Raw genomic sequence first — 21256 nt, forward strand, 5'->3', positions numbered from 1 at the left:
ATGACGACACTTCTGCGCAAGAATTTCCACCTGCTGCTGGCCCTGGCCGTGGTGCTGGTGATGCCGCTGACCATGCAGTCGGGCTCGCTGGCCAGCGAGGTGCTGATCTATGGCCTGGCCGCCATGGGCTGCAACCTGCTGCTGGGCCACACCGGGCTGCTGTCTTTCGGGCAGGGCATCTTCTTCGGGCTGGGCAGCTACACCATTGCCCTCACGCTCACGCGCTGGCCCCTGCCCATGCCGCTGGCCCTGGCGCTGGCCGTGGTGATGGGCGCACTGGGCGCGGCCATCGTCGGCTGGGTGGCCATCCGCCAGCGCGGCACCTACTTCGTGATGCTGACGCTGGCCTTCGCGCAGATGTTCTACTTTCTCGCCTACTCCATGCCCGGCATCACGGGCGGGGACAACGGGCTGATGGACATCCCGCGCCCCTCGCTGGCCGTGGGCGGCTTCACACTGTGGCCGCTGAATTCGCCCTGGCAGTACTACGGCTTCGTGGCCACGGTGTTCCTGGTGGCCTTCTGGCTGCTGCAGAAGGTGTCGGCCTCGGTCTTTGGGCGCACGCTGCTGGCGGTGCGCGACAACGAGGAGCGCGCGGGCGCCATCGGCTACAACCTGAAGCTGCTCAAGCTGCAGGCCTTCGTGATCTCGGGTGCGGTGACGGGCCTGGCCGGCGCGCTGCACGCCATGATGATCGGCATCGCCCCGCTGGCCAATGCCGAATACCACACCAGCGAGATGATCCTGGTGATGACGGTGATCGGCGGCACGGGCAACCTGCTGGCCTCGCTGCTCGGGTCTGCCTTCTACCTGCTGCTGGGTGACTGGCTGTCCACCCTGTGGCCACGCTGGCTGCTGATCCTGGGGGTGGTGCTGATGGTGGTCAGCCTGGGCATGCAGCGCGGCCTGTGGGGCCTGGGCGAGTCGGCCTGGAACCTGCTGCGCGGCAAGGGCCGTGGCGGCAAGGATGAAGTCAGCGCGCAAGGAGGCCAGGCATGAGCACCGCAGCCACTTCTCCCATCCTGCTCGAAGCCGTGGGCGTGGAAAAGCGCTACGACAAGTTCGCAGCCCTCGCGGGCGTGGACCTCAAGGTGCGCGCGAACACGGTCCATTCGGTCATCGGCCCCAACGGCGCCGGCAAGACCACGCTGTTCCACATGCTCACGGGCACCAAGAACGTGAGCGGCGGGCGCATCGTGTTCGACGGGCACGACGTGACGCACGAGCCCGACCACCAACGCGTGCAGCGCGGCATGGCGCGCTCGTTCCAGGTGACCAGCCTTTTCCTCACCCTGCCAGTGCGCGAGAACCTGCGCCTGTCGGCCCAGGGCACCGCGCCGCGCCATGCGCTCAACTGCTGGCATGCGCCCCAGGGCGCGCGCTCGCAGGCTGACGTGGTCGCCAGCGTGCTGGCGCGCCTGGGGCTGGAGCGCCATGCCGACACGCCGGTGGGCAACCTCTCGCACGGCCAGCAGCGCCGGCTGGAGGTGGGCATGGCGCTGGCCGCGCGGCCCAAGGCGATCTTCCTGGACGAGCCCACCTCGGGCATGGGCATCGACGACCTGGATGACATGAAGCAGCTGATCCAGGGCCTCAAGGACGAGCACACCGTGGTACTCATCGAGCACAACATGAACATCGTGATGGACATCTCCGACACCGTGACGGTGATGCAGCAGGGCCGCGTGCTGGCCGAAGGGCACCCGCACGCGATCCGCAGCGACGACCGGGTGCGCAGCGCCTACCTGGGCAACATGATCACGGGGGGCAAGGCGGCATGACGATCCTCAGCATTGAAGGGCTGCATGCCCACTACGGCAAGAGCCATGTGCTGCAGGGCGTGGACCTGCGCGTGGGCGATGGCGAGCTGGTCACCCTGCTCGGGCGCAACGGCGCGGGCAAGACCACCACACTCAAGAGCATCTGCGGCGTGGTGCCACCCACCCAGGGCCGCGTGCGCTTTGCGGGCGAGGAAGTGCAGGGCCTGGCCACGCACGCCATCGCCCAGCGCGGCGTGTGCCTGGTGCCCGAGCACCGCGGCATCTTCAAGCTGCTCACGGTGGAGGAGAACCTGCTGCTGGGCCAGCGCAAGCGCTCGCCCTGGCAGCTGCCCGACGTCTACCGCATCTTTCCGCGCCTCAAGGAGCGGCGCGGTAACGGCGGCGGCCAGCTCTCGGGCGGCGAGCAGCAGATGCTGGCCATCGGCCGCGCGCTGATGAATGCGCCGCGCCTGTTGATGCTGGACGAGCCCGTGGAAGGGCTGGCGCCCGTGATCGTCGAGGAGATCGTGGCGCAGCTCAAGACCATCAAGGCCGCGGGCGTGGCCATTTTGCTGGTGGAGCAGAACCTGGAGGTCTGCACCCAGCTGGCCGACCGGCACTACGTGATCGAGCAGGGCGCCATCGTGCATGAGGCGGACAACGCCGCCTTCCTGGCCGACGACGCCATCAAGGACCGCTACCTCGGCGTCGGTCTGGCATAGTTTTTTCAGAGACCCCTTACCGTGAACATGATGACCAACCCCTCTGCCCTGCTGCCGCGCGTGAACGGCGCGCGCCTGTGGCAATCGCTGATGGACCTGGCGCAGATCGGCGCCACGCCCAAAGGCGGCGTGTGCCGCCTGGCCCTGACCGCGCTGGACGGCGAAGGCCGCGACCTCTTCGTGCGCTGGGCACGCGAGGCCGGCTGCAGCGTGCGCACCGACGCCATCGGCAATATCTTCGCGCGCCGCGCGGGCCGCAACGATGCCCTGCCCCCGGTGATGACCGGCAGCCACATCGACACCCAGCCCACGGGCGGCAAGTTCGACGGCAACTACGGCGTGCTGGCAGGCATCGAGGTGGTGCGCACCCTGAACGACCACGGCATCATGACCGAAGCCCCCATCGAGGTGGCGGTATGGACCAATGAGGAAGGCTCGCGCTTCGTGCCGGTGATGATGGGCTCGGGCGTGTTCGCCGGGGCCTTCACGCTGGAGCATGCGCTGGCCCAGCGCGATGCGCAGGGCACCAGCGTGGCCGAGGCACTGGCGGCCACCGGCTATGCCGGCGAGCACGGGCCCACGCCGCCCGTGGGTGCGTATTTCGAGGCGCACATCGAGCAGGGCCCAGTGCTGGAGGCCAATGGCTGCGTGATCGGCGTGGTGCAGGGTGCCCTGGGCCAGCGCTGGTACGACGTGAGCGTGCAGGGCATGGAGGCCCATGCCGGCCCCACGCCCATGGCGCTGCGCCGCGATGCGCTGCTGGCGGCCAGCACGCTGGTGGCCGAGGTCAACCGCATCGCGCTGGACCATGCACCGCACGCACGCGGCACGGTGGGTATGCTGGAGGTGTTCCCGAGTTCGCGCAACGTGATCCCCGGCAGCGTGCGCATGACGGTGGACCTGCGTGCCGCCGACGACGCCGTGCTGCTGCAGATGGACGCGGAGCTGCGGGCCGCCTGCGAGCGCATCGGCACGGCCCACCGCACGCCCATCGCGGTGGAGCAGGTGGTGTACTTCCCGCCGCAGCCGTTTGCGCCCGCGCTGGTGCAAGGTGTGCGTAGCGACGCCAAGGCCCTCGGTTACACCGCGATGGACGTGGTCAGCGGTGCCGGGCACGATGCCGTGTACCTGGCACGCCTGGCCCCCACGGCCATGGTCTTCGTTCCCTGCGCCGATGGCATCAGCCACAACGAGATCGAGGACGCCGAGCCCGCGCACCTGGAGGCCGGCTGCAACGTCTTGCTGCAGGCCATGCTGCGCAGCGCCCAGGTGGTGGCCGCATGAAGATCCTCATCGCCCGCCTGAACCACGAGACCAACACCTTCTCGCCCGTGCCCACGCCCCTTGAGGCCTTTGCGCCCACCTACGGCGAGCAGGCACTGCGCGACAACCTGGGCATGCGCACCGCCATGGCAGCCTTCATCGACCTGGCGCAAGGCCTGGGCGCCACCCTGGTCACGCCGGTGTCGGCCATGTCCAACCCCAGCGGCCCGGTGCATGCCGCCGCCTATGACGAGCTCACCCGGCGCATCGTCGAGGCGGCGCCGGGCTGCGATGCCATCCTGCTCGACCTGCACGGCGCCATGGTGGCCGAAAACAGCCCCGACGGCGAGGGCGACCTGCTCGAACGCGTGCGCGCTGCAGCTCCCGGCGTGCCCATCGGCGTGGCGCTGGACCTGCACGGCAACATCACGCCCAAGATGGTCGCCAACGCGGACGTCATGGTGGGCTTCAAGACCTACCCGCACATCGACATGTACGAGACCGGCGAGCACGCGGGCCGCCTGTTGCTGGCCATGCTGCAGGGCCAGGCGCGCTACAGCGTGCGCTGGCACCAGCTGCCCATGATGGGCCACACCCTGCGCAGCACCACGCTGCAGGGTGCCATGCTGCGCGCTGTGGATGCCGCCCGCGCGGCCGAGGCCGATGGCGTGCCTGCAGTGTCGGTGTTCGCAGGGTTTTCGCTGGCCGACATCGAAGCGCCGTTCATGAGCGTGGTCGTCACCGGCCGCGCCGACGACCCCGAAGCGGCCCAGGCCGCGGCCGACCGCATTGCCGCCACCATCTGGCAGGAACGCGCCGAGTTCGTCTACGACAGCGAGCCCCTGGCGCAGTCGCTGCAGCGCGCGCAGACCCTGGCGCAAGGCGCCGAGCGCCCGGTGCTGCTACTGGACCACAGCGATAACTGCATGTCCGGCGGCACCTGCGATTCCATGGATGTGCTGCGGGCCGCACTCGACGGCGGCCTGTCGGACATCGCCGTGGGCCCGCTGTGCGACCCCGGGGCGGTGGCCGAACTGGTGGTGGCCGGCGTGGGCGCGCAAATCACCGTGCGTCTGGGCAACAAGGTGCCGCTCACCCAGCTCAACGTGGCCAAGGAGCCCGTGGCGCTGACCGGCACGGTGCGCGCCATCAGCGATGGCGAGTACACCGTGACCGGGCCCATCTACACCGGGCAGCGCTGCGCCATGGGGCGCACCGTGCTGTTCGACACCGGCGCCACGCAGATCGTGGTGACCGAAAAGACCCACGAGCCCTGGGACCTGGGCGTGTTCTCGTGCGTGGGGCTGGACCCCACGGCGCACCGCTTCGTGCTGCTCAAGTCGCGCATGTACTGCCGCCCGGTGTTCGTGCCGCTGTCGCACGCGCTGGTCGAATGCGACAGCCCCACGGGCGTGACCAGCTCGAACTACGCGCTGTTCCCGTTCAGGAACGTGCGCCGGCCGGTGTTCCCATTGGACGCGGTTTGAGGGAACACCGGCACCGGCATCAGTTCACCTTGATCAGGCGCCAGTCGATGCGGTTGTCAGGCCGCTGAACGAGTTCAACGTTCTTCTTCATCGCCCAGGCCAGCATCTGGTTGTGCAGGGGGATGTTGGCCACCGTGTCGTTCTGCAGCTGCAGGCCTTCGGTCAGCAGGCGGTTGCGTACGGGCTGGTCGATCTCGGTCTTCACGCGGTCCACGATGTAGTCCATGCGCTCGTTGCTGTAGCGGCCCAGGTTGTAGTTGCCGTCGCCGCCCGTGGTCTTGGTGCGCGTGAGCGACTGCAGGGTGTACAGCGCGTCGAAGGTCGGCACGCCCCAGCTGAGCAGGGTGATGCTGGCTTCGTGCCGCTGCGCCATGGGGTAGTAGGTGATGGAGGGCATGGTGCGCAGCTTGGCCTTGACGCCCACGCGCGCCCACATCGAGGTGATGGCCTGGCACAGGTTTTCGTCCTGGATGATGGAGTTGTTGCTGCAGGCGAAATCGACCTCGAAGCCGTCCTTGTAGCCGGCGTCGGCCAGCAGCGCCTTGGCGGCATTGGGGTCATAGGGCAGGCGCTTGTCCACGGCCTCCGTCCAGCCGTTGACCAGGGGCGAGACCATGGCGCCCGTGGGCTTGGACATGCCGCGCATGGTCACGCGCTGCAGGGTGGCCACGTCGATGGCCTGGTACAGCGCCTTGCGCACGCGCAGGTCCTTGAGCGGGTTCTTGCCCTTCACGCTGCTGCCCGGCAGCTCCTCGCGGAACTGGTCCAGGGCCAGGTAGACGGTGCGGTTCTCGACCATCTCCATGACCTTGATGCTGGGGTTGGCCCTGAGCCGCTCCAGGTCCTGCAGGCTGGTGTCGCGCACCATGTCGACCTCGCCCGAGAGCAGGGCTGCGACGCGCGTGGCCTCGGACTTGATGGGGGTGTAGACGATCTCGGTGACGTTGCCTTCGGTCTTGCCTGCGTTCCACCACAGCGGGTTGGCGGTGAACACCAGTTTCTGGTCGGGCACCCATTCCTTGAGCACGAAGGGCCCGGTGCCCATGGCATTGCGGTGCGAGAAGGTCTCGTCCTTGGACTTGATGTCCTTGGGCTCCACGGCGTTGTTCTTCTCGGACCAGGCCTTGCTCATCACGCGCAGCTCGGTCAGCTGGTTGAGCAGCACCGGGTTGGGGTTCTTCAGAAAGATGTCGATGGTCTCGCCATCCACCTTGGCGATGCGGTCCATGCCCTGCGTGTAGATGGCGTAGGTGGAGCTCTTGCCCATGGCGCGTTGCAGCGAAAACACCACGTCGTCGGCCGTCATGGTGGAGCCGTCGCTGAACTTCACGCCCTGGCGCAGCTTCACGCGCAACTGCGTGGGGCTGACCAGTTGCCACGAAGTGGCCAACAGCGGCTCGACCTTGAGCGTGCGGCTGTTGAACATCACCAGCGACTCGTACACCGCGGCATGGATGCCGTTGCCCAGGGCGCTGTTCTGGGAGTGGATGTCCATGGTCTGGATGTCGGTGGACCCGGCCCACTTGAACGGTTTTGCCGATGCGTGGGGGGCGATGGCTGCCAGGGCCAGGGTGGCGGCCGCGAGCAGGGAGTGCTTGAAGTGCATGGGGGTTTCCTTTGCAAAACAGGGATGTTCGTAAGAACTGGCAATATGCAGCAGGACGCCCGCGCGCAAAAGCCCCCGTCCGGGCGGTGTGGTTCGGCAGCGCAATTGCGCGCCAGGGCCGATTGCGCAAACACCGCAACTGCGGTATTGGTCTACCTGGCAAGAGGGTAGCGCGCGCTCCTCCGATCAGTGCCCACCTGCAGCAGATTGATGACGCCCATCACGTCGTCCACCAGCTCCACGGCTTTCTCCAGCGCCCGCGCCTGCTCGGCGGACTGCACGCAGCCCATCAGCGTGACCAGGCGCCGCTCGCCCAGCACCCACACGCTGGTGTCGTCGAAGCGCCCCTCCTCGCGGATGTAGCGCTGCACGCGCGGGATGATCTCGGCGTCATAGAGGTAGGAGTTGGGCAGCCGGCAACGTCCCACACGGTGGCAGCTGCCGCCATGCTGCGATCGCACATGGGCCAGTTCGCGCACCTCGGCCTCGGTGTAGAGCGGGCCCTCGGGCACGGGGCACGCCGCGATGGCGGAGGTGACCTGTACGAAGGGGTCGTTGAAGGCGTTGGTGCGGGCGGCCTGACCCCAGGCAGCCGATGACAGGCTGGCAGCAACGCAGATCGCCGCCAGCACGCGACGGACGGGGAAAGGCTTCGGAGCGTGCATGGGAGTGCAGTCGGGGTTTCGGCGCCTGCATCGTAGCCAACAAATGGGAGCAATGCACTTCGTTGCGATACCGTGTAGGACAGTGCTGTGACTTGCTCACCCCCCTGCAGATGCACCCCCTCCAGCGCTTAGGATGAAAAGCCCGGCCACCCTGCGGCCCACCTTGTCCACCCATGCCCAGCGACCTCATCGTCCACCGCCCCGAAGGCCTGTACTGCCCGGCCGGCAATTTCTACATCGACCCCTGGCGGCCGGTGGAGCGGGCCGTGATCACGCATGCGCACTCCGACCATGCGCGCATGGGCTCGGCGCACTACCTGGCGCACACCGACAGCGAAGGCACGCTGCGCAACCGGCTGGGCGCGGACATTGACCTGCAGACCCTGGCCTACGGCGACACCATCGACCACCACGGCGTGCGCCTGTCGCTGCACCCGGCGGGGCATGTGCTGGGCTCGGCCCAGGTGCGGGTCGAGCATGGCGGCCAGGTGTGGGTGGCCTCGGGCGACTACAAGCTCGAGGACGACGGCACCTGCCCGCCGTTCGAGCCGGTGCGCTGCCACACCTTCATCACCGAATCGACCTTCGGCCTGCCGATCTACCGCTGGCCGTCGCAGCCCGCGCTGTTCGCCGACATCAATGCCTGGTGGGCCGCGAATGCGGCGGCGGGCAAGGCCAGCGTGCTCTATGCCTACGCCTTCGGCAAGGCGCAGCGGCTGCTGCACGGGGTGGACGCCGGCATCGGCCCCATCGTCGTGCACGGCGCGGTGGACCCGCTCAACGCCGTGTACCGCGCGGCGGGCGTGGCGCTGCCGCCCACGCTGCGCGTGACGGACCCGGGCGTCACCAAGGCCGAGTTGCGCCGCGCGCTGGTGCTGGCACCGCCTTCGGCGGCAGGCACGCCCTGGCTCAAGCGCTTTGGCGAGCATTCCGATGCCTTTGCCAGCGGCTGGATGCTGGTGCGCGGCGCGCGCCGCCGCCGCGGCGTGGACCGGGGCTTCGTGATGAGCGACCACGCGGACTGGCCCAGCCTGCAGAAAGCCATTGGTGCCACGGGGGCCGAGCGCATCATCGTGACCCACGGCAGCACCGAGGTGATGGTGCGCTGGCTGTGCGAGCAGGGGCTGGATGCGCAGGTGTTCGCGACCGAGTACGGCGCCGACGACAACGAGGACGACGCAGGGGCTGCAGCGCCGCAAGCGCAGCCTGATGCACCGGCGCCCGAGGACGCGGCACCATGAAGGCCTTTGCCCAGTTGTTCCAGGCGCTCGATGCCAGCACCGCTCAGTCGGCCAAGCTGGCGGCGCTGGTGGCCTACCTGCGCGTGGCGCCGCCGGCCGATGCGGCCTGGGCCACCTACTTCCTGGCCGGGGGCAAGCCGCGCCAGATGGTGCCCACCAAGCGCCTGAAGGCCCTGGCGCAGGAGGCGGCCGGCCTGCCCGAATGGCTGTTCGAAGAGAGCTACCAGGCCGTGGGTGACCTGGCCGAAACGCTGGCCCTGCTGCTGCCACCGCCGGTGCAGCCGGTGGACCTGCCGCTGGCCGAATGGATGGCCCAGCTGCTGCCCCTGCGCGCCCTGCCGCCCGAGGAGGCCGACGCCCGCCTGCGCGCACAGTGGGACATGCTGGCGCCGGAGCAGCGCTTCGTGTACTTCAAGCTCATCACCGGCAACTTCCGCGTGGGGGTGTCGCGCCTGCAGGTGACCCAGGCGCTGGCCACCGTGAGCGCGCTGGACCCCAAGCGCATCGCCCACCGGCTCATGGGCTACACGCAGATCGGCCGCCAGCCCCAGGCAGACGACTACAACGCGCTGGTGGCACCCGTGGAGGAGACCGCGGATGGCGACGCGGGCGCCGCAGTGGATTCAGGCATGGCGGGCCAGCCCTACCCCTTCTTCCTGGCCCACCCGTTCAGCCAGCCCGTGGCCGAGATGCCCGCGCTGCTGGGCGCGCCAGCAGATTGGCTGGTGGAATGGAAGTGGGACGGCATCCGCGCGCAGATCGTGCGCCGGGGCGGCGCGGTGTGGGTCTGGTCGCGTGGCGAGGAACTGGTGACCGACCGTTTCCCCGAGCTGGCCGAGGCCGCGATGGCGGCCTTGCCCGATGGCACGGTGGTCGATGGAGAGATCCTCGTATGGCTGCCCAGTGAGCCCCAGCCCCGCCCCTTTGCCGACCTGCAGAAGCGCCTGGGCCGCAAGACCCTGGGCCCCAAGTTGCTGCGCGAACTGCCCGTGGTGCTGGTAGCCTACGACCTGCTCGAACATGCTGGGCAGGATCTGCGCCAGCAGCCCCAAGAGGCACGCCGCGCGCTACTGGAGGCCACACTGCAAGCCGACCTGGCGGCGGCCATCGCACCCGCACCGCACCACACCCTGCGGCTGAGCGCGCTGCTGCAGGGGAGCGACTGGGAAGACCTCGCGCGCCAGCGCGAGGCCGCGCGCGGCATGGGCACCGAGGGCTTCATGCTCAAGCACCGCCAGGCGCACTACGGCGTGGGCCGCACCAAGGACGTGGGCATGTGGTGGAAGTGGAAGATCGACCCCATGAGCGTGGACGCCGTGCTGATCTACGCCCAGCGCGGCCACGGCCGCCGCGCCAGCCTGTACAGCGACTACACCTTTGCGGTGTGGAACGGGCCGCCCGAAGACCCCGAGCGCCAGCTGGTGCCTTTCGCCAAGGCCTATTCGGGCCTGACGGACGTGGAGATCGGCCAGGTGGACGCCATCATCCGCAAGACCACACGCGAAAGCTTCGGCCCGGTGCGCAGCGTGGATGCGAGCATGGTCTTCGAGCTGGGCTTCGAGGGCATCGGCAAGAGCCCGCGGCACAAGAGCGGTATCGCGGTGCGCTTTCCGCGCATGCTGCGCTGGCGCCAGGACAAGACGGTGGCCGAGGCCGATACCTTGCAGACCTTGATGGCCCTGCTGCCGGGGCAGGACGCCGCAGGATGAGCACTACCCGCCGCCCGCGCAAGCCGCTGCCCACGGTTGCCGCGAGTGCTGCCGCCGGCTGGATGGCCGCGCGCGGCTGGCAGCCTTTCGGCTTCCAGCAGGAGGTGTGGCGAGCCATGGGCCAAGGCCGCTCGGGCCTGCTGCACGCCACCACCGGTGCGGGCAAGACCTATGCCGTGTGGCTGGGGGCACTGCAGCACCTGGCGCTGGCAGGCGCGCCCGTGGCACCCGTTGCAGAGGCGAGCGCACGCACGGCCCTGCGCACACGCCGTGCGGTAGCGCCGCCGCTCACCGTGCTGTGGATCACCCCCATGCGCGCCCTGGCGGCCGACACGCTGCGCGCACTGGTGGCGCCCCTGCCCGACCTGGCGCCCGACTGGACCAGCGGCCTGCGCACCGGCGACACCGCCAGCGGTGAGCGCGCCGCGCAGGACCGCCGCCTGCCCACGCTGCTGGTGACCACGCCCGAAAGCGTGTCGCTGCTGCTGGCGCGCGCCGATGCCCATGAGCGCCTGCGCCACGTGCGCCTGGTGGTGGTGGACGAGTGGCACGAGCTGGTGGGCAACAAGCGCGGCGTGCAGGCCCAGCTGGCGCTGGCGCGCCTGTCGGGCTGGAACCCGGCCCTGCAGGTCTGGGGCATGTCGGCCACGCTCGGCAACCTGCAGGAGGCGCTGGACACGCTGCTGCCCCGCCCGGTGCAGGGCGCCCCCGCCGCAGCGCCGGCCGTGCTGGTGCAGGGCCGCATCGACAAGGCGCTACGGGTGGACGTGATGCTGCCGGCCAAGGTGGACCGCTTTGCCTGGGCCGGCCACATGGGCCTGGCGCTGCTGCCGCAGGTGGTGGAGTCCATCGAGGCCTGTGCATCCTCACTGGTGTTCACCAACACCCGCTCGCAGGCCGAGCGCTGGTACCAGGCGCTGCTGGAGGCACGGCCCGACTGGGCCGGCACGATCGCGCTGCACCATGGGTCGCTGGGCCAGGAGGTGCGCGCCTGGGTGGAGAACGGGCTCAAGGCCGGCCTGCTCAAGGCGGTGGTCTGCACGTCGAGCCTGGACCTGGGCGTGGACTTTCTGCCCGTGGAGCAGGTGCTGCAGATCGGCTCGGCCAAGGGTGTGGGGCGGCTGGTGCAGCGCGCGGGCCGATCCGGCCACGCGCCGGGGCGCACATCGAGCATCACCCTGGTGCCCACGCACAGCCTGGAGCTGGTGGAGGCGGCCGCCGCGCGCCACGCGCTGGCGCTGGGCCGCATCGAAGACCGGCACACGCCGCGCGCGCCGCTCGATGTGCTGGTGCAGCATCTGGTCACCGTGGCGCTGGGCGGCGGCTTCGTGCCCGAGGCGCTGCTGGCCGAGGTGCGCCGCGCCCCGGCCTATGCCGCGCTGGCCGACAACGACTGGCAGTGGGCGCTGCAGTTCGTGCGCCAGGGCGGCGCCTCGCTGGCCACCTACCCCGACTTCCAGCGCGCTGCGCCCGATGAGGAAGGCGTGTGGCGCGTGCCCGATGCGCGGCTGGCGCGCCGCCACCGCAGCAACATCGGCACCATCGTCAGCGATGCCAGCATGCAGGTGCAGTTCGTGAGCGGCGGGCGGCTGGGCTCGGTGGAAGAGAGCTTCATCGCGCGGCTGCGCAAGGGCGACGTGTTCATGTTCGCCGGCCGCCTGCTGGAGCTGGTGCGCACCCAGCAGATGACGGCCTATGTGCGCATCGCCCCCAAGGGCAGCGCCGCGCTGCCGCACTGGAACGGCGGGCGCATGCCGCTGTCGAACACGCTGGCCGACGCCATGCTGGAGATGCTGGAGCAGGCCGAGCGCGGCGTGTATGCCTCGCCCGAGATGCAGTGCGCCCGGCCCCTGCTGGCCGTGCAGGGTGCCTGGTCGGCCCTGCCCACGCCCGGCCGCCTGGTGGCCGAGACCCTGCACACCCGCGAGGGCTGGCACCTGTACCTGTACCCGCTGGCGGGCCGCCTGGTGCACCTGGGCCTGGCCGGCCTGCTGGCCTGGCGCGCATCGCAGCAGGTGGCCAACACCTTCTCCATCGCCGTCAACGACTATGGGCTGGAGCTGCTCTCGGCCAAGCCCATCGATTGGGCCGCGCTGCTGCCGCGCATCCTGGGCGAAGGCACACCCACCGCCCTGGATAGCGGGCTCGAAGAGGAGGTGCTGGCCAGCCTCAACGCCACCGAGATGGCGCGCCGGCGCTTTCGCGAGATCGCGCGCATCGCAGGCCTCATCTTCCAGAGCCACCCGGGCGAGCAGCGCAGCAGCCGCCAGCTGCAGGCCTCGTCCTCGCTGTACTACGACGTGTTCGCCCAGTACGACCCCGACAACCTGCTGCTGGCCCAGGCCCGCGCCGAGCTGCTGGCGAACGAGCTGGACATGGAGCGCCTGGCCCGCACCTTGCGCGGCATGCAGGCGCAGACCCTGTCCATCCATGCGCTGGAGCGCCCCACCCCGTTCGCCCTGCCGCTGATGGTGGAGCGCTTTCGCGAGCGCCTGAGCACCGAGACCCTGGCCGACCGGCTGGCGCGCATGGTGCAGGCGCTGGAGAAGGCCGCCGACGACACCACCGGCACCCACCTCGCCAACCATCCCGTGAACCCGGCCGACATGGCCTGGGATGTGCCCGACGGCGGCACCGCGCCACCCCGGCGCGCGCGCCGAGGCGATTCGGGAGACACGCCCCGCCGACCGCGAAGGCGCCACGGATTCTGAGCACGACCGACCTTGCCCGTGAACGCAGACCCTTCTTTCGCCCCTTCACCCACTGCCCCGCCCGCAGGCGCCCTGGCCATCACCCTGCCCGGCGGCACCCCCCTGTGGCTGCTACCCCAGCGCGCCGTGTGGTGGCCCGCCGCGCGCACGGCCTTCGTGGCCGATGTGCATTTCGGCAAGGCCGCCACCTTCCGCCGCGCGGGTCAGCCCGTGCCGCATGGCACCACGGCCGACAACCTGGCCCGGCTCGACGCGGTGCTGGCCGCCACGGGTGCGCAGCACCTGGTCTTCCTCGGGGATTTCCTGCACGCGCGCAGCGGCGCCGACGAGCCGCTGTGGAACCAGTTGCTGCCCTGGCGCGAACGACACGCCGGCATTCGCATGACGCTGGTGCGGGGCAACCACGACCTGCATGCGGGCGACCCGCCGCCGACGCTCTCCATCGCCCTGGTCGATGAGCCCTGGCAACCGGTGGAAGGGACCGAGGTGCGGGCCTGCCACCATCCCCTGGCCGTTGCCGGCAGCACCGTGCTCGCGGGCCATCTGCACCCCACGGTAACCCTGTACGGCCTGGCGCGCGATGCCGCGCGCCTGCCTTGCTTCGCCTTCACGCCGGGGCTGCTGGTGCTGCCCGCGTTCGGGGCGTTCACCGGGACGTCGAGCCAATCGATGGCGCCGCAGGCGCGGCGTTTTGCGGTGGTGGGGGATCGGGTGGTGGCTGTTCCTCGGAGTGCAGACCCTCCTGGCTGACACATGCTCACTCGTCGAACCTGTGTTCGCCATGGGGTCAGCTACCATGGCCGTACGCCTGTTCAGCACCTATGGCAATAGAACACCTCTTCAACGCCGAAACCGGCTACCTCGATTTCAATGGCTATCTGCGCTACCTGGATTCGATCCAGGCGCGCCTGCCCGTCCATGTGTTTGCTTTCGCAGCCGATCCCGCGCACTACGATCTGCAGTCCCGCAGTTCGCTACACGATGCGTGGCTGCAGTCACTGACCGTTGGCGAAACCGCGCAGGGTGATCGACAGGAGATCCGGCGCGCGGAAATCCGGCTGTGCCTTCTGGGGCCGTACCACGATCGGCACATTTACCTGCATTACACAGGAGTGGAGGCATATGCTTTCCAAAGTCCTGCACGGCGCGGCGATCCGCGTTACCTGCACACGGCCCATGGAGACCTCCTGACCCACGCGGTATGGATGAATACCTCAGACATGCTGGTGCACGACATCGTGTTCGAGCGCGGCACGACGTTGCGGATCGAATGCACGGACATCCGGCATGTGCAGGAACTTATGGAGTAGCAGCCATGCACGTTCTAGAAGAGCAGGCCCACCAGGCATGGGATGCGGGCGATCTGCTTCGCGCATTTCAATTGTTCCGGTCCTGCGTCGACCAGGGGGGCAAAGGCGCCATGCTGAGTCTGGGCTATTTTTACGACGAAGGGCTCGGCACGCCCTCCAGCAAGTACCAGGCACGCATCTGGTACCGCAAGGCCCGGCAAGCAGGTGATTTCGTGGCTGCCAACAACCTGGCCATCCTGTTCCAGGAACGGCATTTCCACCGCAGCGCTTTCCATTGGTTCCGCAATGCTGCGCTCGATGGCGACGGTGACGCCTGGGTCAAGTTGGCGAAGTGCCACCTGCAGGGCCAAGGAACGCCCCGCTCCCCAACCCTCGGCAGGGATTGCCTCAGGCGGGCCATCCGCTCCCGCTTCATCACACCTGCGGGGCGAGAGGAGGCGCAGTCCCTGCTGCGCGCACAGGGCGTTCTGCAGAGCCTGAGCTACCGGCGACCCTGAGGTGACTCAGGCCGGAGCCCGCCTGTTGGCTTGCTCGTTGGCCCTTGCGGCAATGAGGCTTTTCAGGTTTGCCGCCGCCCCATTTCTGCCCGAAACGGCTTTCGCTACAGGCAACGCATTAAAAAACTTCGCCTACCCAACGGTAAATTTTGCATAGTGGAATTCAATTGCAAAAATGGGGGTTCAGGAAAGCGCCAAAAGACGAGAATGCGAGAGCATTCGCGTTTGGCCCCTGCCATACCCCGGCAAAGGGCATTTACACACTCGTTTCGTGAGACAAGCCATGACGACCCAGCAACCAACCATCATCTACACCCTGACCGACGAGGCACCTCGCCTGGCCACGGCTTCCTTCCTGCCCATCATCCGCACGTTCGCCGCACCGGCCGGCATCAACGTGGCGGAGTCCGACATCTCCGTGGCCGCCCGCGTGCTGGGCGAGTTCCCGGAATTCCTGAAGGAAGAGCAACGCGCGCCCAACACCCTGGCCGAGCTGGGCAAGAAGACGCTGCAGCCCGACGCCAACATCATCAAGCTGCCCAACATCAGCGCGTCGGTGTCGCAGCTCAAGGCGGCCATCGCCGAGCTGCAGGGCAAGGGCTACGCACTGCCCGACTACCCGGACCAGCCCAAGGACGACAAGGAAAAAGAGATCAAGGCGCGCTACGGCAAGTGCATCGGCTCTGCTGTGAACCCCGTGCTGCGCGAAGGCAACTCCGACCGCCGCGCGCCCGCCGCCGTGAAGAACTACGCGCGCAAAAACCCCCATTCGATGGGTGAATGGAGCCAGGCATCGCGCAGCCACGTCTCGCACATGCACCACGGCGACTTCTACCATGGCGAAAAGTCCATGACCCTGGACCGCGCCCGTGACGTGAAGATGGAGCTGATCACCAAGAGCGGCAAGACCATTGTCCTGAAGCCCAAGGTCGCGCTGCTCGACCGCGAGGTGATCGACAGCATGTTCATGAGCAAGAAGGCGCTGCTGGAGTTCTACGAGAAGGAAATCGAAGACGCGCGCAAGACCGGCGTGATGTTCTCGCTGCACGTGAAGGCCACGATGATGAAGGTGTCTCACCCCATCGTGTTCGGCCACTGCGTGCGCATCTTCTACAAGGACGCGTTCGCCAAGCACGCCAAGACGTTCGACGAGCTGGGCGTGAACGTGAACAACGGCATGGTCGACCTGTACGCCAAGATCGAGACGCTGCCCCAAAGCCAGCGCGACGAGATCAAGCGCGACCTGCACGCCTGCCACGAGAACCGCCCCGAGCTGGCCATGGTCGACTCGGCCAAGGGCATCACCAACTTCCACTCGCCCAACGACATCATCGTGGACGCGTCCATGCCCGCGATGATCCGCAACAGCGGCAAGATGTGGGACGCCAACGGCCGTCTGAAGGACGTGAAGGCCGTGATGCCCGAGTCGACCTTCGCCCGCATCTACCAGGAGATCATCAACTTCTGCAAATGGCACGGCGCGTTCGACCCCAAGACCATGGGCACGGTGCCCAACGTGGGCTTGATGGCCCAGCAGGCCGAAGAGTACGGCTCGCACGACAAGACGTTCGAGATCGCCGAAGACGGCGTGGCCAACATCACCGACCTGGCGACCGGCGAAGTGCTGCTGTCCCAGAACGTGGAAGCCGGCGACATCTGGCGCATGTGCCAGGTCAAGGACGCCGCGATCCGCGACTGGGTGAAGCTGGCCGTCAACCGCGCCCGCAACTCCGGCATGCCCGTGGTGTTCTGGCTCGACTCGTACCGCCCGCACGAGGCGCAGCTGATCACCAAGGTCAAGATGTACCTGCATGAGCACAACACCACCGGCCTCGACATCCAGATCATGAGCCAGGTGCGTGCCATGCGCTACACGCTGGAGCGCGTGATCCGCGGCCAGGACACCATCAGCGCCACCGGCAACATCCTGCGCGACTACCTGACCGACCTGTTCCCCATCATGGAACTGGGCACCTCGGCCAAGATGCTGTCCATCGTGCCGCTGATGGCCGGTGGCGGCATGTACGAAACGGGTGCCGGCGGCTCGGCGCCCAAGCACGTGCAGCAGCTGGTGGAAGAGAACCACCTGCGCTGGGATTCGCTGGGCGAGTTCCTGGCGCTGGCCGTGTCGTTCGAGGACATGGGGCTGAAGACCGGCAACGCCAAGGCCAAGATCCTGGCCAAGACGCTGGACGCCGCCACGGGCAAGCTGCTGGACAACAACAAGAACCCCTCGCCCAAGACCGGCCAGCTGGACAACCGCGGCAGCCAGTTCTACCTGGCCCTGTACTGGGCCCAGGAATTGGCCGCGCAGACGGACGACAAGGAACTGGCAGCGCACTTCGCGCCGCTGGCCCAGGAACTGACCGCCAAGGAAGACACCATCGTGGCCGAACTGGCCGCCGTGCAGGGCCAGCCCGCCGACATCGGTGGCTACTTCCTGCCCGACGTCGCCAAGCTGGACGCGGTGATGCGCCCCAGCGAGACGCTGAACAAGGCACTCAAGGCCGTTGCCTGATCCCTTTTCGCTGCGGAGCCCCACACTCCCATGGCCCAGGGCCCCGATCGGGGCCCTTTTTCTTGCCCGATTGCGCCGCGAGCAAGCGGCCGGGTGCAGGCTACGGCCGCTCGCGGTCCACCACGCGGCTGTTCAGGGGCTTGGGCACATAGGCGGGCAGGAAGGCGCAGCCCTTGCCGAATGGGGCCTCATAGGCCGGGCACTGCTGGGCAATGCCCTCGGGCGTGGGCTTCACGCCCTCGTCCACCCAGCGCAGCAGCGCGCTCATCAGCGTGGGATAGGTCGGGTCGCTCAGGTAGCTGTGGGTGTTGTGCTGGGTGAAAGTCTGCACCAGGCGCGCGCCGCTGCCGGCGCGCTCCATGGTGCCCTTGAAGTAGGCGTCGAGCTCGACGAAGGCGGTCGGGTCGTCGACGCCCTTGACGGTGAGCACCGGCACGGCAATGCGGCCCGTAGGGTCAGTGTCCTGCGCGAAGCGCGCCAGGGCCTGTGGATCGGCCTGGTAGCGCAGCACGGCGGCATTGAGCGCCACATCGTCGGCCGAGCCCGTGTACCGTGCGCCGGTGTTGCCGAAGGGGCTGGCACCGCCCGTGCGCATGTGCACCACGTCGCGGAAGTGGAAGGTGCCCCAGTTCAGGTGGCTCTGGATCGAGCTGGCAGGGATGCGGAGCACGTCGACGATGGTCTTGACCTTGCGCTGTTGCTCGGGCGTGCGCTCGGCCGCCGGCTTGTTCAGGCCCAGGCACTCGTTGGCGCGGGCCGAGAGCTCGACGGCGCTCATTTTCGCATCGGCCGGCAGGCCGATGTTCAGCGGGTACTGCGGCTCGCTGGGCAGCGGGTGGTTCTTGCACAGGTGCTGGTAGACCACGCGCAGGTCGGTGCGGAAGTCGTACGAGCGGCTGCCGCCGGCCAGCAGGCCGCTGGTGAGCAGCACGGCATCGTAGGGCTTGCCGCTGGCACCGTTGCCGAACATCTCGGCGCCCATGGCCGCCACGCCGGCACCCCAGGACTGGCCGTGCAGGATGGTGCGGCGCGGCTGGGCCACCTGGGCCACGAAGATCTGGCGCAGGCGCTCAGTGTCCTCGGCCGCGGCGCGCACGGCCACGCCGCCCTGGCGGAAGGTGCTGCCCGCCCAGGCGTAGCCGGCCCGGACCATGATGGACCAGCGCTGCAGGTCCTGCACCGCGCGCTCGGCCTTGGGCGCGCCCAGCGTGGGGCCGCCATGCGAATGCATCACCAGGACCTTGTTCCACTGGTTCGGCATGGCGATCAGGTAGTAGGCGCCTGCCGAATCCTGGCCCGACAGGCAGCGTGCGATGGCCGCGATGTCCTTGGGGCAGGCAGTGGCCACGGGGGCGGCCTCCCTGCTGGCCGGCAAGGCACCACTGCCAGCCGGCGGTGCTTTCATCGGGGCACAGGCGGCCAGCAGGCCGGCGGCCAGGCCCACCAGGGGCAGGCGCAGCGCGCGCGCGAGGGATGCAGGAAGGGAGTGCATGGGCGATTCGTCTCCGGGTATGTTGTGCGGTTCTGCAAAAAGCGGGCAGCAGGGCCCGTGGCGCATCGTAGAAAGCGCCCTGCGTCCCGTCAAATAGCCGGCGCAGGGCAGCTCCATATGCTGTGCGTATGCAGATGCGCCAGCCTGGAACTGGTCCGCTCTCTGGCTATAGTTCCCGGTGCCCGTGTGGACCCCTGCCGCGCCGTGCATCGCCACCACAAGATCGCTCCTGGACTTCCCGGGGCTGGATTTTGTTAACCAGATAGTGAATTATTCGGCCATGACCAAAGACACAGAGCCGACCCCGGCCAAGGAGCGCCAGCGGGACGCCGACCGCTCGCAGGGCGCGATCTTCAGCGCGGCACGCGACGAGTTTGCCGAGCACGGCCTGGGCGGTGCGCGCATGGACCGCATTGCCGAACGCGCCGGCCTGAACAAGCGGCTGATCTACTACTACTTCGAGGACAAGGACAAGCTCTTCCAGGCGGTGCTGGAGCAGGCCTACCTGCACATCCGCGAGGAGGAGCGCAAGCTCAACCTGCTGGAGCTGGAGCCCGCCACCGCGATCCGCCGGCTGGTGGAGTTCACCTGGGTGTATTACCTGGAGAATCCGCAGTTTCTCACCCTGCTCAACAGCGCCAACCTGCACAAGGCGCGCCACCTGCAGGAGTCGCAGCGCGCGCGCGAGATGAACTCGCCGCTGATCGCCATGCTGGGCGAGGTGCTGGAGCGCGGCCGGCGCGAGGGCAGCTTTCGCGGCGGGGTGGACCCACTGCAGCTGTACGTCTCGATCGCCGGGCTGTCGTACTTCTACCTGTCGAACAACCACACGCTCTCGGCCATCTTTGCGCGCGACCTCATGGCGCCCAAGGCCCGCAACGAGCGGCTTTCGCACATGTGCGACATGGTGCTCGGCTATGTGCTGAGGAGCTGAGCCGGGCCAGCGCAGCAGCGCCCGGCTTGGTCCAATCGATCCCCCTGTGGAATGCCCGGGTCGCCGGGCAGAAGGCGCAGCGCGGACGCTCGGGCTGCGTGTTTCCGGGTAAACCCCTAATCGCGCCCCTTGCAACCGCGTTGACGTGCGGCGGCTGATCCTGAAAAATGCAATCTATTCACCAATCAGTGAATTAAGAGCAAGTTCAAGCCTGCCACCCTGGAGACAAATCCACCATGCCTACTACGCGCCTCGCCCGTTTTGCCCGCACCGCCGCTCGCGCCGCGCTCGCGGGTGCCGTCCTCTCCACCGTGCCCTTTGCCGCGCTCGCGCAGGGCGGCTACCCCACCAAGCCCATCCGCGTGATCGTGCCCTTCGCCGCAGGCAGCACCACCGACATCATTGCGCGCGCCATCGCCGACAAGATGGGCCAGAGCATGGGCCAGTCGCTGGTGGTGGACAACCGCGGGGGCGCCAGCGGCACCATCGGCCAGCAGGCGGTGGCCACGGCGGCGCCCGACGGGTACACGGTGATGGTCCATTCCTCCTCGCACACCGTGAGCCCCTCGACCTTTGCCAAGCTGCCGTTCGACACCACAGGCGACTTCGCGGGCGTGACGCCGATCTCGTCGCTGCCGAATGCGCTGGTGATCTCTCCCGCCAAGGGCATCAAGACGCTGCAGGACCTGGTGGCGTCGGCCAAGGCCAAGCCAGGCACGGTGAACTTCGCCTCGGCCGGCCAGGGCAGCGCCACGCACCTGAACGCCGAGAAGTTCAAGCTGGCCGCGAAGATCGACGCCACCAACATCCCCTTCAAGGGCTCGGCCGAGGCCGTGACCGAGGTGCTGTCGGGCCGCGTGGACTACTACTTCTCGCCGATTGCGCCCGTCATCGGCCAGATCAAGGACGGCCAGTTGCTGGCGCTGGCCGTGGGCTCGCCCAAGCGCGCGGCCGCCCTGCCCGACGTGCCCACCACGGCCGAGGCCGGCGTGCCCGGCTCGGAATTCAACTTCTGGATCGGGATGATGGTTCCGGCCAAGACGCCACGCCACATCGTGAACCGCCTGCACGACGAGGTGGTCAAGGCCCTGGCCACGCCCGAGGTGAAGGAGCGCTTCCTCAAGCTCGGTGCCGACGCCTGGACGCTCAAGCCCGAGCAGTTCGACGCCTACATCAAGGACGAGATCAAGAGCAACGCAGTGCTGGTCAAGGCCGCCGGCCTCCAGCCCACCCAGTAATCCCATCCGCGCCGTACCGCACAGCCAGCCCCCGCGAAGGGAGTGGCCTGGCCGCGCCTTTGCCCACCTATTGCAACCTTTGAACTGAAAACGGACCGACCAC

At 68.3% G+C, this 21256-nt stretch carries 17 protein-coding genes; 14 read left to right on the forward strand and 3 right to left on the reverse strand.

Annotated elements, in window-relative coordinates:
- The 5 genes from U5N23_RS19490 to U5N23_RS19510 are packed head-to-tail and all read left to right on the forward strand — an operon-like array spanning position 1 to position 5232.
- On the forward strand, positions 1-999 hold the full coding sequence (locus U5N23_RS19490) for a branched-chain amino acid ABC transporter permease (RefSeq protein ID WP_322594380.1): 999 nt from the start codon (positions 1-3) through the stop codon (positions 997-999).
- Positions 996-1781 carry an ABC transporter ATP-binding protein gene (locus tag U5N23_RS19495; protein WP_322594381.1) on the forward strand — a complete coding sequence of 262 codons (786 nt, stop codon included), beginning with the start codon at positions 996-998 and terminating at the stop codon, positions 1779-1781. Before U5N23_RS19490 ends, U5N23_RS19495 begins: the two co-directional genes overlap by 4 nt.
- Entirely contained in the window at positions 1778-2482 is a 705-nt protein-coding gene (locus U5N23_RS19500) for an ABC transporter ATP-binding protein (RefSeq protein WP_322594382.1), read from the forward strand. The genes U5N23_RS19495 and U5N23_RS19500 overlap by 4 nt, the downstream gene beginning before the upstream one ends.
- A 27-nt stretch (positions 2483-2509) precedes the next feature.
- Positions 2510-3766, forward strand: coding sequence for a Zn-dependent hydrolase (locus U5N23_RS19505; protein ID WP_322594526.1), 1257 nt, complete (start codon positions 2510-2512; stop codon positions 3764-3766).
- Complete coding sequence (locus U5N23_RS19510; RefSeq protein ID WP_322594383.1) at positions 3763-5232, forward strand: M81 family metallopeptidase; 1470 nt, start codon at positions 3763-3765, stop codon at positions 5230-5232. Before U5N23_RS19505 ends, U5N23_RS19510 begins: the two co-directional genes overlap by 4 nt.
- A 19-nt stretch (positions 5233-5251) precedes the next feature.
- Here U5N23_RS19510 and U5N23_RS19515 read toward each other — a convergent pair whose 3' ends face one another.
- Entirely contained in the window at positions 5252-6838 is a 1587-nt protein-coding gene (locus tag U5N23_RS19515) for an ABC transporter substrate-binding protein (protein WP_322594384.1), read from the reverse strand.
- A 152-nt stretch (positions 6839-6990) separates the two neighbouring features.
- Positions 6991-7503, reverse strand: coding sequence for a BON domain-containing protein (locus tag U5N23_RS19520; RefSeq protein WP_322594385.1), 513 nt, complete (start codon positions 7501-7503; stop codon positions 6991-6993).
- A gap of 173 nt (positions 7504-7676) precedes the next feature.
- Here U5N23_RS19520 and U5N23_RS19525 point away from each other — a divergent pair, with 173 nt between their 5' ends.
- The 7 genes from U5N23_RS19525 to U5N23_RS19555 all read left to right on the forward strand — a co-directional run bounded on the left by U5N23_RS19525 (position 7677) and on the right by U5N23_RS19555 (position 17489).
- Positions 7677-8744, forward strand: coding sequence for a ligase-associated DNA damage response exonuclease (locus U5N23_RS19525; protein WP_322594386.1), 1068 nt, complete (start codon positions 7677-7679; stop codon positions 8742-8744).
- Complete coding sequence (locus tag U5N23_RS19530; protein ID WP_322594387.1) at positions 8741-10453, forward strand: ATP-dependent DNA ligase; 1713 nt, start codon at positions 8741-8743, stop codon at positions 10451-10453. The genes U5N23_RS19525 and U5N23_RS19530 overlap by 4 nt, the downstream gene beginning before the upstream one ends.
- Positions 10450-13164: a ligase-associated DNA damage response DEXH box helicase gene (locus U5N23_RS19535; protein ID WP_322594388.1), complete on the forward strand. Its 2715-nt coding sequence runs from the start codon at positions 10450-10452 to the stop codon at positions 13162-13164. The genes U5N23_RS19530 and U5N23_RS19535 overlap by 4 nt, the downstream gene beginning before the upstream one ends.
- Positions 13165-13176: 12 nt before the next feature.
- Complete coding sequence (gene pdeM / locus U5N23_RS19540; protein WP_322594389.1) at positions 13177-13914, forward strand: ligase-associated DNA damage response endonuclease PdeM; 738 nt, start codon at positions 13177-13179, stop codon at positions 13912-13914.
- Between the two features lie 71 nt (positions 13915-13985).
- The gene (locus U5N23_RS19545; protein ID WP_322594390.1) at positions 13986-14474 is read left to right on the forward strand and encodes a hypothetical protein; all 489 of its coding nucleotides are present in this window, start codon (positions 13986-13988) and stop codon (positions 14472-14474) included.
- 5 nt (positions 14475-14479) lie between these two features.
- Positions 14480-14971 carry a hypothetical protein gene (locus U5N23_RS19550; RefSeq protein ID WP_322594391.1) on the forward strand — a complete coding sequence of 164 codons (492 nt, stop codon included), beginning with the start codon at positions 14480-14482 and terminating at the stop codon, positions 14969-14971.
- 283 nt (positions 14972-15254) lie between these two features.
- Positions 15255-17489 carry an NADP-dependent isocitrate dehydrogenase gene (locus U5N23_RS19555; RefSeq protein ID WP_322594392.1) on the forward strand — a complete coding sequence of 745 codons (2235 nt, stop codon included), beginning with the start codon at positions 15255-15257 and terminating at the stop codon, positions 17487-17489.
- Positions 17490-17589: 100 nt separating this feature from the next.
- On the opposite strand, the gene U5N23_RS19560 is transcribed toward U5N23_RS19555, so the two are convergent.
- Positions 17590-18981 carry a hypothetical protein gene (locus U5N23_RS19560; RefSeq protein WP_416208638.1) on the reverse strand — a complete coding sequence of 464 codons (1392 nt, stop codon included), beginning with the start codon at positions 18979-18981 and terminating at the stop codon, positions 17590-17592.
- Positions 18982-19261: 280 nt separating this feature from the next.
- On the opposite strand from U5N23_RS19560, the gene U5N23_RS19565 reads away from it, so the two are divergent.
- Complete coding sequence (locus U5N23_RS19565) at positions 19262-19915, forward strand: TetR/AcrR family transcriptional regulator (protein WP_322594393.1); 654 nt, start codon at positions 19262-19264, stop codon at positions 19913-19915.
- A 236-nt stretch (positions 19916-20151) separates the two neighbouring features.
- The gene (locus tag U5N23_RS19570; RefSeq protein ID WP_322594394.1) at positions 20152-21153 is read left to right on the forward strand and encodes a tripartite tricarboxylate transporter substrate binding protein; all 1002 of its coding nucleotides are present in this window, start codon (positions 20152-20154) and stop codon (positions 21151-21153) included.
- Positions 21154-21256: the final 103 nt, after the last annotated feature.

The sequence above is a fragment of the Acidovorax sp. genome, assembly GCF_034519795.1.
GTDB lineage: Bacteria > Pseudomonadota > Gammaproteobacteria > Burkholderiales > Burkholderiaceae_C > Acidovorax.

Excerpts from the sequence above, each read along its gene's own strand:
- U5N23_RS19565 (WP_322594393.1), top strand. The coding sequence starts at position 19,262 with ATGACCAAAGACACAGAGCCGACCCCGGCCAAGGAGCGCCAGCGGGAC.
- U5N23_RS19490 (WP_322594380.1), top strand. The coding sequence starts at position 1 with ATGACGACACTTCTGCGCAAGAATTTCCACCTGCTGCTGGCCCTGGCC.
- U5N23_RS19510 (WP_322594383.1), top strand. The coding sequence starts at position 3,763 with ATGAAGATCCTCATCGCCCGCCTGAACCACGAGACCAACACCTTCTCG.
- U5N23_RS19545 (WP_322594390.1), top strand. The coding sequence starts at position 13,986 with ATGGCAATAGAACACCTCTTCAACGCCGAAACCGGCTACCTCGATTTC.
- U5N23_RS19525 (WP_322594386.1), top strand. The coding sequence starts at position 7,677 with ATGCCCAGCGACCTCATCGTCCACCGCCCCGAAGGCCTGTACTGCCCG.
- U5N23_RS19550 (WP_322594391.1), top strand. The coding sequence starts at position 14,480 with ATGCACGTTCTAGAAGAGCAGGCCCACCAGGCATGGGATGCGGGCGAT.
- U5N23_RS19560 (WP_416208638.1), bottom strand. The coding sequence starts at position 18,981 with ATGCACTCCCTTCCTGCATCCCTCGCGCGCGCGCTGCGCCTGCCCCTG.
- U5N23_RS19495 (WP_322594381.1), top strand. The coding sequence starts at position 996 with ATGAGCACCGCAGCCACTTCTCCCATCCTGCTCGAAGCCGTGGGCGTG.
- U5N23_RS19515 (WP_322594384.1), bottom strand. The coding sequence starts at position 6,838 with ATGCACTTCAAGCACTCCCTGCTCGCGGCCGCCACCCTGGCCCTGGCA.
- U5N23_RS19555 (WP_322594392.1), top strand. The coding sequence starts at position 15,255 with ATGACGACCCAGCAACCAACCATCATCTACACCCTGACCGACGAGGCA.
- U5N23_RS19535 (WP_322594388.1), top strand. The coding sequence starts at position 10,450 with ATGAGCACTACCCGCCGCCCGCGCAAGCCGCTGCCCACGGTTGCCGCG.
- U5N23_RS19530 (WP_322594387.1), top strand. The coding sequence starts at position 8,741 with ATGAAGGCCTTTGCCCAGTTGTTCCAGGCGCTCGATGCCAGCACCGCT.
- U5N23_RS19505 (WP_322594526.1), top strand. The coding sequence starts at position 2,510 with ATGATGACCAACCCCTCTGCCCTGCTGCCGCGCGTGAACGGCGCGCGC.
- U5N23_RS19520 (WP_322594385.1), bottom strand. The coding sequence starts at position 7,503 with ATGCACGCTCCGAAGCCTTTCCCCGTCCGTCGCGTGCTGGCGGCGATC.
- U5N23_RS19500 (WP_322594382.1), top strand. The coding sequence starts at position 1,778 with ATGACGATCCTCAGCATTGAAGGGCTGCATGCCCACTACGGCAAGAGC.
- U5N23_RS19570 (WP_322594394.1), top strand. The coding sequence starts at position 20,152 with ATGCCTACTACGCGCCTCGCCCGTTTTGCCCGCACCGCCGCTCGCGCC.